General features: G+C 29.8%; 14 protein-coding genes. 10 read left to right on the top strand and 4 right to left on the bottom strand.

The annotated features are described in order from the left end of the window. Positions 1-8 precede the first annotated feature (8 nt). A complete protein-coding gene (locus G8C43_RS03960) occupies positions 9-1,958 on the bottom strand; it encodes a DUF349 domain-containing protein (protein WP_166004323.1) in 1,950 nt (649 codons plus the stop codon). Positions 1,959-2,355: 397 nt separating this feature from the next. Then, positions 2,356-3,069, bottom strand: a complete 714-nt coding sequence (lipB, locus tag G8C43_RS03955; RefSeq protein ID WP_160564151.1) for a lipoyl(octanoyl) transferase LipB — start codon at positions 3,067-3,069, stop codon at positions 2,356-2,358. A gap of 495 nt (positions 3,070-3,564) precedes the next feature. On the opposite strand from lipB, the gene trxA reads away from it, so the two are divergent. Then, positions 3,565-3,885 (top strand): thioredoxin, encoded by a 321-nt coding sequence (gene trxA / locus G8C43_RS03950; RefSeq protein WP_105298011.1) that lies wholly within the window; start codon positions 3,565-3,567, stop codon positions 3,883-3,885. Positions 3,886-3,967: 82 nt separating this feature from the next. Here trxA and typA read toward each other — a convergent pair whose 3' ends face one another. Further along, complete coding sequence (typA, locus tag G8C43_RS03945) at positions 3,968-5,722, bottom strand: translational GTPase TypA (RefSeq protein ID WP_160557163.1); 1,755 nt, start codon at positions 5,720-5,722, stop codon at positions 3,968-3,970. 177 nt (positions 5,723-5,899) lie between these two features. Here typA and G8C43_RS03940 point away from each other — a divergent pair, with 177 nt between their 5' ends. The 7 genes from G8C43_RS03940 (at position 5,900) to G8C43_RS03910 (ending at position 11,808) form a co-directional block, all read left to right on the top strand. Beyond that, positions 5,900-6,301, top strand: coding sequence for a hypothetical protein (locus tag G8C43_RS03940; RefSeq protein WP_166004320.1), 402 nt, complete (start codon positions 5,900-5,902; stop codon positions 6,299-6,301). A gap of 141 nt (positions 6,302-6,442) precedes the next feature. Further along, the gene (locus G8C43_RS03935) at positions 6,443-7,978 is read left to right on the top strand and encodes a YifB family Mg chelatase-like AAA ATPase (RefSeq protein WP_166004316.1); all 1,536 of its coding nucleotides are present in this window, start codon (positions 6,443-6,445) and stop codon (positions 7,976-7,978) included. A 55-nt stretch (positions 7,979-8,033) separates the two neighbouring features. After that, complete coding sequence (locus G8C43_RS03930; protein ID WP_160557165.1) at positions 8,034-8,522, top strand: GNAT family N-acetyltransferase; 489 nt, start codon at positions 8,034-8,036, stop codon at positions 8,520-8,522. A gap of 53 nt (positions 8,523-8,575) precedes the next feature. After that, positions 8,576-8,869 (top strand): Dabb family protein, encoded by a 294-nt coding sequence (locus G8C43_RS03925; RefSeq protein WP_160557166.1) that lies wholly within the window; start codon positions 8,576-8,578, stop codon positions 8,867-8,869. Between the two features lie 307 nt (positions 8,870-9,176). Next, positions 9,177-10,058, top strand: a complete 882-nt coding sequence (locus tag G8C43_RS03920; protein WP_105298005.1) for a DMT family transporter — start codon at positions 9,177-9,179, stop codon at positions 10,056-10,058. A gap of 50 nt (positions 10,059-10,108) precedes the next feature. Continuing rightward, positions 10,109-10,717 carry a CDP-alcohol phosphatidyltransferase family protein gene (locus G8C43_RS03915; protein ID WP_166004314.1) on the top strand — a complete coding sequence of 203 codons (609 nt, stop codon included), beginning with the start codon at positions 10,109-10,111 and terminating at the stop codon, positions 10,715-10,717. A gap of 80 nt (positions 10,718-10,797) precedes the next feature. Then, positions 10,798-11,808: an FUSC family protein gene (locus G8C43_RS03910; protein WP_160541962.1), complete on the top strand. Its 1,011-nt coding sequence runs from the start codon at positions 10,798-10,800 to the stop codon at positions 11,806-11,808. Between the two features lie 16 nt (positions 11,809-11,824). Here the strand turns inward: G8C43_RS03910 and G8C43_RS03905 are convergent, their stop codons facing one another. Next, positions 11,825-12,181 carry a winged helix-turn-helix transcriptional regulator gene (locus G8C43_RS03905; RefSeq protein ID WP_160557169.1) on the bottom strand — a complete coding sequence of 119 codons (357 nt, stop codon included), beginning with the start codon at positions 12,179-12,181 and terminating at the stop codon, positions 11,825-11,827. Between the two features lie 208 nt (positions 12,182-12,389). On the opposite strand from G8C43_RS03905, the gene G8C43_RS03900 reads away from it, so the two are divergent. Next, positions 12,390-13,037 (top strand): NADPH-dependent F420 reductase, encoded by a 648-nt coding sequence (locus tag G8C43_RS03900; protein ID WP_166004312.1) that lies wholly within the window; start codon positions 12,390-12,392, stop codon positions 13,035-13,037. Positions 13,038-13,085: 48 nt separating this feature from the next. Continuing rightward, on the top strand, positions 13,086-13,775 hold the full coding sequence (locus G8C43_RS03895; protein ID WP_220263870.1) for a family 16 glycoside hydrolase: 690 nt from the start codon (positions 13,086-13,088) through the stop codon (positions 13,773-13,775). The last annotated feature ends 43 nt before the right edge of the window (positions 13,776-13,818 follow it).

The raw sequence follows: 13,818 nt of genomic DNA, 5'->3' as shown, positions 1-13,818 counted from the left end.
GAAATAGATTATTCTTCCTCAGTTTCTTCAGAAATATCTTCACCATCTTCATAATTTGAATCGCTTTCAGACAAATTTAAATTAACCAGTTTTGAATAAGTTTGTTTTAATTCATCCAATTTAGTTTTTTTAGATTCAATATTGTTTAATGTATTCTGTAATAGAGGATTGTCTTGATTGGCATTTGAAAAGTATGATAAATTATTCTCCAATTGAACAATTTCATGTCCCAAATCTTGGATTTGCTTTCTCATTTTTCGTAGATCTTCATCCAGCTTTTTATCATCTTTAGATTGCTTATAATTTTCTACTTTAATATTTAATTGAATTTCATCAATGATGTTTTTATCAATATCGAATTTTTTAATAAGATTTTTAATAGCTGAATTAAATTCTTTATTGATGTTCATATTCTCTCTGGGAACTTTTCCTATAGAATTCCATTGAATGCTGTAATCATTGATTTTAGCAAGGGCATCTTCTTTATCAGTAGCAGAAATGGAGGATATTTCTTCCAAAAGACTTTGCTTTCTTTTTAAATTTTCGATCCATTCTTCATTAACTTTATTATTTCTTAATTTATATCGGTTAAAGAAATAATTGCAATTTTCTCTAAATTCATCCCAAAGTTTATCAGAATATTTTCTTGGAACATGACCAATATTTTTCCATTCATTCTGAATCTTTTTATAAAGATTTAAAGCAACTTCCCAATCTTCGCTGTCTTTATTTGCTTTAGCGATTTCCAATAAGTCGTTTTTCTTTTTAAGATTTTCTTGTTGGATCTTTTTTAAATCTTTATAAAATGTATTTTTCTTATTGTTGATTTCATGAAGCAAACTTTTAAATTTACTCCAAGTATCACTACTGGTTTCTTTAGGAATTCTTCCTGTAGTAAAGAAAGCTTCTCTTAAATTTTCTATTTTCTTAACATTATTTTGCCAGAAGGAATGATCGGGATTTTCAGCGGATGCTATAGTTTCAAGTTGAGAAATAATGGCTTGTTTTTTCTCCAAATTCGCTTGTTGTTCTTCTTTAATTTTTTCAAATAATTCAGATTTGCGTTCGTGAATTTTTTGGGTTATAGCTTTAAATTCTTGCCAAGTACTTTCTCTAAACTCTTCCGCCACAGGTTCTGCTTGTTCTTTCCATAGCTTGTGCAAATATTGCAGTTCATTTAATGCTTTTTGCACACTAGGCTCAGTTGTCAATTCTTCGGCTCTGCTAATAATAGCCCTTCTTTGTTCCAAATTATGAGCATAGTCCAATTCTTCAAGTTCCTTATTTAATTTGATGAATTCATGTGTATTATCTAAATGATGAAAATAGGTTCTGAAAACATCACCGGCTCTTGATTTAGGAATCTTACCTGCATTATGCCATCTTTCTTTTATATCTCTGAATTTTTTAAAAAAAGAACTGATCGATTCCATAGGGGTTGTATACAGCTCTTTTAATTCTTCAATTATCTGAAGTCTTTTATTGAGATTATTTTGCTCGTTTTGTTCTTGTTCTTTATAATATGAGTTTAGTTTTGTTTTATAGTCGTGGTAGGCTGAATTGAATTTATTTTTTAAGAATTGATCGGGTTGATAACTTAGCTCGTCTCCACCTTCATTAAGGAACTTTTGTTTTCGTTCCGTTTCATGTTCATCAAATTTTTTTAAAAATATATCCCTTATGGAATTAATATTTTCTCCAATTAATTGAACTGGATAATGATTGTGAAGATATTTAAGCTCATCAATGAGTTTTTCTAATGAAAAAGATTCATAATCTTTTTCAGGAATGGTTGTTTCTTCAACGGATTGATCCTCCTTGTTGTTTTCAGAATTTAGCTCATCAATAGAATCTTCCTTAGAAGAATTTTTATTATATGTTGATTCTAAATTTTGAGTTGATTCAACCTTTTTTTCATTTCCTTCTGCATTATGCAGGTTATCCGATTCAGTACCCATATTTTTGATATTTTTCCAAACAAAAATATAAAAAATATTGCAAATGTGCTATATAAGTGATAATAAAATGTAAATGGATTAAATATTCAAAAAAACATGATTTTTATGTTGTTAAATAAATAAATCAAAAAAAAATATTAGAGTTAAATAAATCACAAAAAGTGTTAAATAAAGTAGAAATTAAATTTTTTTAGTTTTTAAATATTTAAAATCTAAAAATTATATTAACAAATTCTTAAAGATATAAAGCACAATGTAAAAATTAATAATAAAAATTTTTATCTTTTTTTACTATATCGAATTTTAAGATGAAGAAGATGAAGAATTAAATTGGTGAAGAATTTAATTTATGGAAGATGAAATAGTAATTATAATTAAAAATTATAGAATATAAATATTAAATCCATTCAAGATCAAATATTTCAGAAAAGTATTTTTTAATAACTTTTTTCACCTCATCCGGGTTTACGGATATACCCAATTCTTTTTCTAAAGAAGTAACATATTTGTTTTGTATACCGCAAGGAACTATATAGTCAAAATAGGAAAGGTTTGGGGATAGATTAAGAGCAAAACCGTGCATAGTGACCCATTGGGAGGCCTTTACGCCAATAGCACATATTTTTCTGGCCATAGGTTTATTTACATCAATCCATACGCCTGTTTCCCCGTTAGATCTTTCTCCTTTAATTCCATAAAAATTTATGGTTTTTATAATTACTTCTTCCAACAAGCGCATGTATTTGTGGATATCATTAAAAAAATTATCAAGATCAAATATAGGATATCCAACAATTTGTCCGGGACCATGATACGTAATATCTCCGCCTCGATTGGTTTTAATGAACTGAGCATTAATTTCTTGAAGTTTGATATTGCTGATAAGAAGATGGTCTAAATTACCATTTTTACCTAAGGTAAATATATGCGGATGAGAAACAAATAAAAAATAATTGGGAGTAAGATTTATTTCGTTAGTTATTGATTTTTTGTTTTTTAATTTGATTGAAACAATATATTGGAGTAATTTTTCTTGCAACTTCCAAGTTTTAAGATAATCAGCATGAAGTAAATCTTTATATATTACTTTTTTATTTTGGATTTTATTCATTAAGCTAAAATAATTGTATAAATATAAAAAAGATAATATTTATATATGTTATAAATGAAATATTAAGATTAATAAATTGTTAAAATATAGCAGGGGATTGGGATAAGGAAAAAAATTTTAACATTAATGTAACATTATTATATGTAAAACCCTTTCAATAGAAACTATGAAAGGGTTCATTAACACTAAAAAACTTTATTAAAGAACAACTAATTATTGATGCAAATATACATCATTTTTCTTAAATACAAAATTATTTAATAGATTTAAGTAAAAATTGTTAATAAAACGTTTAAACTTGTTACTATAATGTTAAGGCTAAAGTTTGAGGTAAAAAAATAATTTGCGCTCATTTTATTTTCAAGAATTAATATATATTAATTTTTTATTCACATAAATCATTAAAAATGCAATTTCTTTACTAGTGCAAAATGAAATTTTTAAATTAATTTTGCTTTAAAAATTAGTGAAGATATAGATATAAATAATACAAATATGAGTTTAGAAATTAGTGATCAAACATTCAAAGATGAGGTATTAAGTTCCAAAGAACCGGTTTTGGTTGATTTTTGGGCTGAATGGTGTGGACCATGCAGAAGTTTAAAACCTATAGTTGATGAATTGTCTGAAGAATTTAAAGGAAAAGTAAAAGTTGCTAAAATTGATATTGATGCCAATCAAGAAGTTTCAGTAGAATATGGAATCAGAAATATTCCTACACTTTTATTCTTTAAAAACGGACAAGTTGTTGACAAAGTAGTAGGGGTTCAGCCAAAAGAAAAGCTAGCAGAAAAAATGAATGCATTATTGGATTAATCCAATTAAATGATGAAAATAAAAATATCCTGAAATATTCAGGATATTTTTATTTATATAAAATGCTATTTAAAAGTATAAATTAAATTTTACGCATACGTAAGCTCTTAGGTGTTATTTCAAGATATTCGTCATCTTTAATATATTCCATAGCTTCTTCTAATGAAAATTCAACTTTAGGGAAAATTTTAGCAGCTTGGTCAGATCCGGAAGCTCTCACGTTGGTTAACTTTTTACCTTTTATAAGATTAACTTCCAAATCATTATCACGGCTATGTTCTCCGACTACTTGACCTTTATATATTTGATCTCCCGGTTCAACAAAAAATTTACCTCTATCCTGAAGTCGGTCGATTGCATAAGCCAAAGCCTGTCCCGTTTCAGATGAAATCATAGATCCGTTTTGTCTTTGTGGAATAATGTCTTTTACCGGTTCAAAATCTTTAAAACGATGATTAATAATGGCTTCTCCGGAAGTTGCTGTTAGAAGAAGGTTACGTAATCCGATAAGACCTCGAGAAGAAATATCAAATTCCAAATGTTGTAAATCACCTTTAGGTTCCATCACTTTTAATTCTCCTTTTCTTTGAGTCACCAATTCTATAGCTTTGCCGGATACAGCATCGGGAACATCAATTACTAAATGTTCATAGGGCTCATGTTTAACACCGTCAATCTCTTTAATAGTTACTTTTGGTCTACCAACTTGCAATTCATATCCTTCACGTCTCATAGTTTCGATAAGGACAGATAAGTGAAGAATACCTCTACCAAAAACATTGAACTTATCTTCGGAATCAGTTTCTTCCACTCGAAGGGCTAAGTTGATTTCAGTTTCCTTCATTAATCGATCTCTAAGGTGTCTTGAAGTAACGTATTTTCCTTCTTTACCGAAAAACGGTGAAGTATTGATAGTAAACAACATACTCATCGTAGGCTCATCAACCGCAATACGAGGCAAAGCTTCCGGTTCGTTCAAGTCAGCAATGGTATCTCCAATTTCAAAATCATCGATACCGATTACAGCACATAAATCACCGCTTCTAACAGATTCAACAGGTTTTCTTCCTAAACCTTCAAAGACTTGTAATTCTTTTATGCGTATTTTTTTATTTTTACCGTCTTCCTGGCAAAGAGTATAATCTTTTCCGGAAATTAAATCTCCACGATACACACGACCTATGGCAATTTTTCCCACAAAACTTGAGAAATCAAGAGAGGTAATTTGCATTTGAGGTGTTCCTTCTACATAAGGTGCTTCCGGTATTAATTCAATAATTTTATCTAATAAATATGTAATGTTATCAGTAGGTTGTTTATAATCTCCGGACATCCAACCTTGTTTAGAAGAACCGTATACCGTTTCAAAATCCAATTGTTCTTCAGTAGCGTCTAAATTAAACATCAATTCAAATACCTGATCATGTACATGTTCCGGTTGGCAGTTTTCTTTATCAACTTTATTGATTACTACGATGGGCTTCAATCCCAATTCAATCGCTTTACTAAGAACAAAGCGTGTTTGAGGCATTGGTCCCTCAAACGCATCCACAAGCAATAATACACCGTCAGCCATTTTAAGAACACGTTCAACCTCTCCTCCAAAATCCGCGTGTCCGGGAGTGTCAATAATATTAATTTTGACACCTTTATAGTTAACCGATACATTCTTGGATAAAATGGTTATTCCTCTTTCACGTTCCAGATCATTATTATCCAGAATCAAATCCCCGTCATTTTTTTCAACAACATTACAAGACTGAATAATTTTATCTACTAATGTTGTTTTTCCATGATCGACATGAGCAATAATTGCTATATTTCTAATTGATTGCATATATGATATTAAAATTCAGGTGCAAATGTAAGATATTATTGCTAAATATATGGTTTTGTGTTAGTAAATAAAAGCATAGTATTATTCATAATTTAAGGTTTTATTAATAGAAACTTAAAAACACTATTAAAATGAATAATTTAATTGTACTTTTGATTAGTATTTAAAAATAAGAAAATGAAAATATCTTATATCGTATTTTTTTTAGGTATTGCTTTAAGCATAAGTTCATGTATGAATTCTAAAAAATCAGAGAAGGCCCCAAATACGACCCAATCTAAAGATAGTACTCCAGTGGTACAGTCTAAGTCATTAGATACGATAAGTTTATCTCCAATTAAAAAAGTTCCGAAATTTGAAAATAAAGAGGTGGACAACTTTGTTCAGGAAACTAAATTATATTTTGAGCAAATAGCAGAAGCTACTCAAGCAGGTAATGATAGTAAAATTTTAGAATTGCAACTTAAAGCTAATGATATAGATGAAAATTACAAAAGGGTCTTAAAAAAATTAGATACCGAACAACAAAAAATTCTTAGAAATTGGTATATGCAATTAGTCGATGCAGCATCTAAATAATACCTTCTATTTTTTATCGTCTTTAAACGTATTAAAAAATAATGAAAGTAGTATTTTAAGTATAAAACAGATATTCATAATTATACATTATCTAAAATAAACTAAAATAGTTTTATCTTTATACGGATAAAACTATTTTTTATGCTAATTAAAACATATGGAAGTTCTGTCTATGGAGTCAATGCTCAATTAATAACCGTTGAAGTAAATGTAGATAAAGGAGTAGGGTATCAGTTAGTAGGTATGCCGGATATGGCAATAAAAGAAAGTGCACATCGAATTTCGGCTGCCTTAAAAAACTGTGGATATAAAATGCCGGGTAAAAAAATCACAGTAAACATGGCACCTGCAGATCTAAGGAAAGAAGGATCAGCTTATGATTTAACAATTGCTATGGGAATATTGGCGGCATCCGAGCAAATAAAAGGAGATCATCTCGATCAATATTTAATTATGGGCGAATTATCTTTAGATGGTTCTTTACAACCCATAAAAGGTGTTTTACCTATTGCAATACAAGCAAGAGAAGATGATTTTAAAGGCTTTTTTCTTCCTAAACAAAACGCTAAAGAAGCTGCTATAGTCAATGATCTCGAAGTTTATGGAATTGACAATATAAAAGAAGTCATTGATTTTTTTGATAAAAACATTCAATTAAATCCAACCATAGTAAATACAAGAGAAGAGTTTTTTGAGAATAATAATAAATTTCAATTTGATTTTTCAGAAGTCAAAGGTCAGGAAAATGTAAAAAGAGCTTTGGAAATTGCTGCTGCCGGAGGACACAATGTACTTTTAATCGGCCCGCCGGGAAGTGGAAAAACCATGTTGGCAAAAAGAATTCCCTCCATCTTACCTCCATTGACCTTATCGGAAGCACTAGAGACAACCAAAATACATTCCGTTGCCGGAAAATTAGGATCAGAATCTTCTTTAATGACAGTAAGACCTTATCGTAATCCTCATCATACCATATCAGGAGTAGCATTAGTTGGAGGAGGAAGCTATCCGCAACCCGGAGAAATTTCTCTTTCTCATAACGGCGTACTTTTTCTGGATGAACTGCCTGAATTTAATCGCCAAGTATTGGAAGTCATGAGACAACCTTTAGAAGACAGGATTGTAACTATCTCAAGAGCAAAATTTACGATCACCTATCCGGCCAGTTTTATGTTGATTGCTTCCATGAATCCTTCTCCTTCCGGATATTTTCCAAATGACCCTAAAAATACGAGCACTATACAAGAAATGCAAAGATATATGAATAAAATATCCGGGCCGTTACTCGATCGAATCGATATTCATGTGGAAGTTTCACCCGTTCCTTTTGATGATTTGTCGGATAAAAGGAAAGGAGAGTCAAGTTCAGAAATAAGGGCAAGAGTGGTTGAAGCAAGGAAAATTCAAACTCAAAGATATAAAAGAGCGGAAGGAATCCATTATAATGCTCAAATAGGTCCTAAACAATTAGATGAATTTTGTTTGTTGGATGACATCTCTAAAAATTTACTAAAATCTGCCATTGAAAAATTGGGTTTATCTGCCCGAGCCTATGATCGAATCTTAAGAGTGGGCAGAACGATAGCAGATTTAGATAAATCTGAAGTTATCCAAGCTCACCATATTGGAGAAGCTATACAATATCGTAGTCTTGATCGGGAAGGATGGTGTAAATAAATGTAATTTTTTGAAAAATTATTATTAATTTGAACAAAGAAAATAATAATAAATTATGATAAGAAATGTTCAACTATCCGATGCATTAAGAATAGCTGAAATTTATAATTATTATATAGAAAATACGGTCATTACCTTTGAAGAAAAAAAAGTTAGTGCTCGGGAAATTGAAAACAGAATTCAAAAAATATCGGCAAAAGGTTATCCTTATATAGTATATGAAAAAGAAGGAATCATACTAGGATATGCGTATTTGAATACTTGGCGAGAACGTTCGGCTTATGATATAACATTAGAAAACAGTATTTACCTGGATTATAATCAAACCCATCAAGGAATAGGTAATGAATTGCTTACAGCCCTGATTGAAGAATCGAAAAAGATAGATATACATTCCATTATAGGAGTAATATCTTTACCGAATGAGCCCAGTAGAAAATTGCATCGGAAAACAGGATTTAATCTGATAGGAAATTTTAAAGAATCAGGAAAAAAATTTAATCAATTGATAGATGTTGAATTTTGGCAATTACTATTGGATTGAATAAATTAAAATCTATATAAAAAAAATTCAAAATAATTTAAAAAATAATAAAAATGATACATCATATTGTAATGTGGAAGCTTAAAGAAAGCGATAAAAAAAATAATGCTTTAAAAATAAAAAATGATTTAGAAGCCTTAAAAGATCGAATTAAGGAGTTACAGTATATCCAAGTAAATACCAATATGGAGATTGCTCCACAGTCAAATTTTGATATACTGTTAGATTCCCGATTTAAAAATTTTGAAGATCTTACTTTGTATGCAAATCATCCGGAACATCTTAAAGTCGTGGAGTTTATAAAAACAGTGGTTGAACAAAGAGTAGCTATCGATTACGAAATATAGTTACATAGTAATTGATTATTAAAAAGGATGTTTACTTACACTACACATCCTTTTTTTATTCTTGCTTTATGGATAATATAAATTTTAATGCCAATTTAACTTCAACGACTAAATAAAATATCCGATTATTCTTTCCCCTAATACGATCAATTTATGGGTAAAATGATGGATGGTGAAATGCGAATAATGTAATTTTTTAGAATATTTATATATAAAAATTACAAATTATTTATTAAATGACTCTTTTTTTTAGAATTTAAACAAAGATGATTAAATTTGCATCCACTATTTAACAAATTAATTATTCATGAAATTACCGGCAATAGTTCAATTGCATATTATCGTATTTATTTGGGGATTTACCGGTGTAATTGGTAAGCTTATCTCTCTTAATGCTATACCTTTGGTATGGGGTAGGACCTTAGTTGCAGCTTTTATTTTATTTTGTTATTTATATTTTTCAAAAGGAAAAAATTTTAAAATTTCCAAAAAGCTGATGTTCCAACTTTTGGGGTGTGGAGTAATTGTAGGTACTCATTGGTCATTGTTTTATGGATCCATTAAAATATCCAACATTTCTATTGCCACTTCAACCCTATCAACAGGAACTTTATTTGTGGCTTTTTTAGAGCCCTTTTTTTTCAAACGAAAAATCAAAATTTCTGAAATAATTTTAAGCTTAGTTATTATAATATGTATACTTTTTATCTTTAATACAGAAATGAGTTATTGGAAAGGTATACTACTTGGTATCGGATGTGCATTCTTGTCGGCCTTGTTTTCAGTAGTAAACGGAATAATGCATTCAAAAGAAAGTCCAGAAATAATAACTTTCTATGAAATGGCAGGAGCTTTTGTAACCTTGACGGTTTTTATGTTTTTGTTCAATGATTGGGAAGCCATAGCTACCATAAAAGCTTGGGATATCCTATGGCTTTTAGTATTGGGCGGACTTTTAACCAGTTTTCCTTTAGTTATGACCATGAAGCTGATGAAACACATTACGCCTTTTACACTTATGCTTTCCATAAACCTAGAGCCTGTATATGCTATTTTAATAGCCTTTTTAATTTGGAAAGATTCGGAAAAAATGAGTCCTGTATTTTATATTTCAACAGCTGTCATGATTGCTGCCATCTGTTTTAACGGTTATTTAAAATCTAAAAATAAAAAGATCCAAAATCAATAAAGTTAGCATTTGCATTATTTTTGAGTTTACATAAGATTAATATTAGACATATGCGTACTGTCCCTAAAATTCTTATGATATTCAGACTCTTACTGGCTCCTCTAAGCATTATTTTATCTTATCACTATGGAGAAAGATGTGTTCCTATGCTTGTTTTAATACTATGCCTGGGGTTGACTTCTGATATATTGGATGGAAGTATTGCCAGAAAGTATCAGGTAGCAACTGAAAATTTAAGAAGAATGGATAGTTTTATAGATATTATATTTTGGCTATCTCTTGCAATATCAACAGGAATAGTTCGACCTGGGATCATAGAAGCCAATTTGATATTTATTGTAGGTTTAGTAATATTAGAAGTAATAAGTGCGCTAATTAGTTTATTGCGATTCGGAAAAGAAGCAAGTACCCATGCGTATTCTTCAAAATTTTGGGGAATAACGTTATTTTTAGCACTTATATCAATACTGGGTTTTAATTACGGTGGATTCTTTTTATATCTGACTATAATTGTGGGATATATTTCCTATGTTGATGTTTTACTTATACTTATACTATTACCTCATTGGATGCATGACGTACCGAGTTTTTTTCATGCTTATTTAATTAGAAAAAAAATTAATTTAAAGAAGAGTACATTAGGTTCAGTTACTAATTAAATACTTTAGAAAGTTTAAATAAAATAGATCATAACAATCGGAAACAACTTATTTTAAAAAATTTAAAATTTTAATTTTAAATGTTGAAAGATTACAAAAAAGACCTAATTATAGCGCTATATTCCTTACCGGGTATATTAATAATCTATAGTTTCGGATTTATCTTCAATAATATCATTTTTGCAAGTATAGCTGCAGGAGGTGCTGTGACGGCGGGATATGGAGCAAATAAAAAAATATTAAAATATCCTTTTGCGCCCATGATCATAGCCGTTCTAGGAATGAGTATATGTGCTGCATTGGGTTCATTAATAGGACATTTCTATTTTTGGTATATAGTCTGTTGTGTATTATTGGCCTGTTTAGCAACCTGTGTGGGAACTATCGATCAAAATGCTTGGTGGATTGTTTTACAATGGTCTATTGCTTTTTTTGTAGGAGGCTATTATGTGGGAGATATTTATGCCGCTCTGCATAGAGGTGTTTTAATTCTTGCAGGAGGTTTATTTCAATCTATTTGTATTATTTTTCTCATTGAGAAATCATCATTTGAAAGAAATATTAGTAACCCTGAGGAGCTTCTGATCATTTTTAAAAACATATATGAAGATATTGATAAAAAAATACGCTTCCATATGACCATCATCTATACCGCATTAACCATTTTAGTTTGCTTTTTCTTTATAACTGTTTTCGATATCAAATATTATTACTGGGCTGTTATGACTGCCTTAGTTATTTTGAAACCTGATTTTATTGATACCCTGAAAAAAGCAAGTATAAGGTTGATGGGAACACTTCTGGGTATTGTCATAGCTACTTTTTTAATATGGTGGTTTCCATCAAGATATATCATGGCATTGGAAATTCTGATATCTTTATATGTTTGCTATGTATTTGCCAACCACAGATATGCAATTTTGTCAACCTTTTTAACGATTACAACCGTATTAATGTTTGCAATTAATGGGTCATCGGGTAATGAAATAGCTATGGACAGATTAATTGCCACCTCGATTGGAGGAGTATCGGCCATATTAATTATGAGTTTAAGTTTATTGCATATTCGATTTTTAAAAAGTAAAAACTAATACTGATCTTTTAGAATTAGTGGTTTTTATTATTTTTTAAAACTTCTTCAAAATGATTTTCAGCCCAAGTGATCATCATCTGAATGGAAGGCATTAAACTGATACCTGTTTCCGTAAGACTATATTCAACCCTAGGCGGGATTTCAGCATAGGCTTTTCTTTTAATTAAGTTATATTTTTCCAAATTTTTTAGCGTGTTGGTAAGCATCTTTTGAGAAATATCAGGAAGTTCATTTTTTATTTCTCCGTAACGCATCGTTTTGCCGGAATATAAAACAGCTAATAATAATAAAGACCATTTATCGCTAAATCGGCTTAATATATTTCTTATGGGACAGATGGGATATTTTAAATCGAGTTTATGAGCTTTCATTTTTCTATCAAATATACATATTACTCTCCAATAGAGTACAACTATAAATAATAAAGTAATAATTTATAGTTAAATAAATGTTAAAATTAAACATATAATTAGCTGATAATCAATAATTCTAACTTTAGCGGTTCGTTACGAGCCTGCTTGTGAACATAAGTTGTTCGGGCTAAATTCGAATCATAAACTTATTTAAATATATATAAAAATGAAAATATCAATACTAGGAACAGGAAATGTTGCACAAGCGTTAATTAACGGATTAATTAATGAAAAGTATAATGTGGTAGTTGGTTCAAGAAATTTCGAAAAAGGAAGTGAAAATATAGAAAAACTAAAACAAGTTAATAAAACCCTATCCATTGTTTCCTACCAAGAGGCTGTTGCATTAAGTGAAATTATACTTCTTTCAATTCCCGGATTTGCGCTTATAGAAACCATAAAGGATATTGGAATTAAAAATTTTGAAGGTAAAATACTTTGGGATATTACAAATGCATTTTCATCGGAAGCTCCGACTAATGGAGTAATAAAATTAATTTCACCTCCGGAAGAATCTCTGTCAGAAAGTGTACAAAAGCTTTTGCCATTATCGCATGTTGTTAAAGGAATGAATACCATAGGTGCGCATCTTATGTATCAGCCCTCACTGAAAGAAAACGGTACCGCATTTATTGCCGGAAATAATGAAGAGGTTAAAAATACAATTTCTACAATAATTAAATCTTTAGGTTGGAATACCTATGATGCAGGTAAACTAGAATCTTCACGAGCATTAGAGTATATGGGACAATTATATGTAGCTCAAGGTATTTTATATAATAAATGGAATTCAACTTTTAAGTATATAGATTAAATTGTATCATGTAATAAAACATATATAAATCAAGTAAATTGAAAATCGATGAAAATAAATATTATAGAAAATGCATATTTTCTACTTTTTGTTGTGATTATAAACATTTCTGAAATAAAAGCACAAAAAGTTATAGATTTAACGGAGACTCATTTGAAAGCGATAAATACATTTATGACATTTGAAAAAATGGATGGCGATAAAGTAGTAAGAGTCATTAAGGATCCATCAATCAAGAAATTTGATGAACCTACTTATGTACGAATCAATAATGTAAATTTTGCCAATGGGATCATAGAAGTAAAAGTGTTAAGTCGAATTTTGGATGATGCTCCGAATTTTGCCCGAGGATTTATTGGTATAGCCTTTCATATAAATGATTCAAACTCTAAGTTTGAAAGTATATATGTTCGCCCTTTAAACGGAAGATCCGAGAATCAGGAACATAGAAACAGGACCATACAATATTTTTCTTATCCGAATTATAAGTATCAACGATTGAGAAATGAATTTCAAAATAAATACGAGTCCTATGCAGATATGGCACTAAACGAATGGATTCAGTTAAGAATTGAAGTTCAGGGGCAAAAAGCTCAATTGTATATAAATGATAATAAACAACCCTCACTCATCGTAAATGATTTAAAATTAGGAGGAAATGCGACAGGAGCTATCGGACTCTTTGTTGATGTAGGCACTGAAGGATATTTTAAAGATTTGAAGGTTTATCTACAATAATAAAACCTAAAATAAAATTCCGACTCTATTTTAAAGTCGGAAT

Source organism: Apibacter sp. B2966, from assembly GCF_011082485.1.
GTDB lineage: Bacteria > Bacteroidota > Bacteroidia > Flavobacteriales > Weeksellaceae > Apibacter.
This window is presented reverse-complemented; position numbering and strand designations above follow the sequence as displayed.

What these genes read in the sequence shown, in the direction of transcription:
- G8C43_RS03960 (WP_166004323.1), bottom strand. Translation starts at nt 1,958, where the DNA reads ATGGGTACTGAATCGGATAACCTGCATAATGCAGAAGGAAATGAAAAA.
- lipB (WP_160564151.1), bottom strand. Translation starts at nt 3,069, where the DNA reads ATGAATAAAATCCAAAATAAAAAAGTAATATATAAAGATTTACTTCAT.
- trxA (WP_105298011.1), top strand. Translation starts at nt 3,565, where the DNA reads ATGAGTTTAGAAATTAGTGATCAAACATTCAAAGATGAGGTATTAAGT.
- typA (WP_160557163.1), bottom strand. Translation starts at nt 5,722, where the DNA reads ATGCAATCAATTAGAAATATAGCAATTATTGCTCATGTCGATCATGGA.
- G8C43_RS03940 (WP_166004320.1), top strand. Translation starts at nt 5,900, where the DNA reads ATGAAAATATCTTATATCGTATTTTTTTTAGGTATTGCTTTAAGCATA.
- G8C43_RS03935 (WP_166004316.1), top strand. Translation starts at nt 6,443, where the DNA reads ATGCTAATTAAAACATATGGAAGTTCTGTCTATGGAGTCAATGCTCAA.
- G8C43_RS03930 (WP_160557165.1), top strand. Translation starts at nt 8,034, where the DNA reads ATGATAAGAAATGTTCAACTATCCGATGCATTAAGAATAGCTGAAATT.
- G8C43_RS03925 (WP_160557166.1), top strand. Translation starts at nt 8,576, where the DNA reads ATGATACATCATATTGTAATGTGGAAGCTTAAAGAAAGCGATAAAAAA.
- G8C43_RS03920 (WP_105298005.1), top strand. Translation starts at nt 9,177, where the DNA reads ATGAAATTACCGGCAATAGTTCAATTGCATATTATCGTATTTATTTGG.
- G8C43_RS03915 (WP_166004314.1), top strand. Translation starts at nt 10,109, where the DNA reads ATGCGTACTGTCCCTAAAATTCTTATGATATTCAGACTCTTACTGGCT.
- G8C43_RS03910 (WP_160541962.1), top strand. Translation starts at nt 10,798, where the DNA reads ATGTTGAAAGATTACAAAAAAGACCTAATTATAGCGCTATATTCCTTA.
- G8C43_RS03905 (WP_160557169.1), bottom strand. Translation starts at nt 12,181, where the DNA reads ATGAAAGCTCATAAACTCGATTTAAAATATCCCATCTGTCCCATAAGA.
- G8C43_RS03900 (WP_166004312.1), top strand. Translation starts at nt 12,390, where the DNA reads ATGAAAATATCAATACTAGGAACAGGAAATGTTGCACAAGCGTTAATT.
- G8C43_RS03895 (WP_220263870.1), top strand. Translation starts at nt 13,086, where the DNA reads ATGAAAATAAATATTATAGAAAATGCATATTTTCTACTTTTTGTTGTG.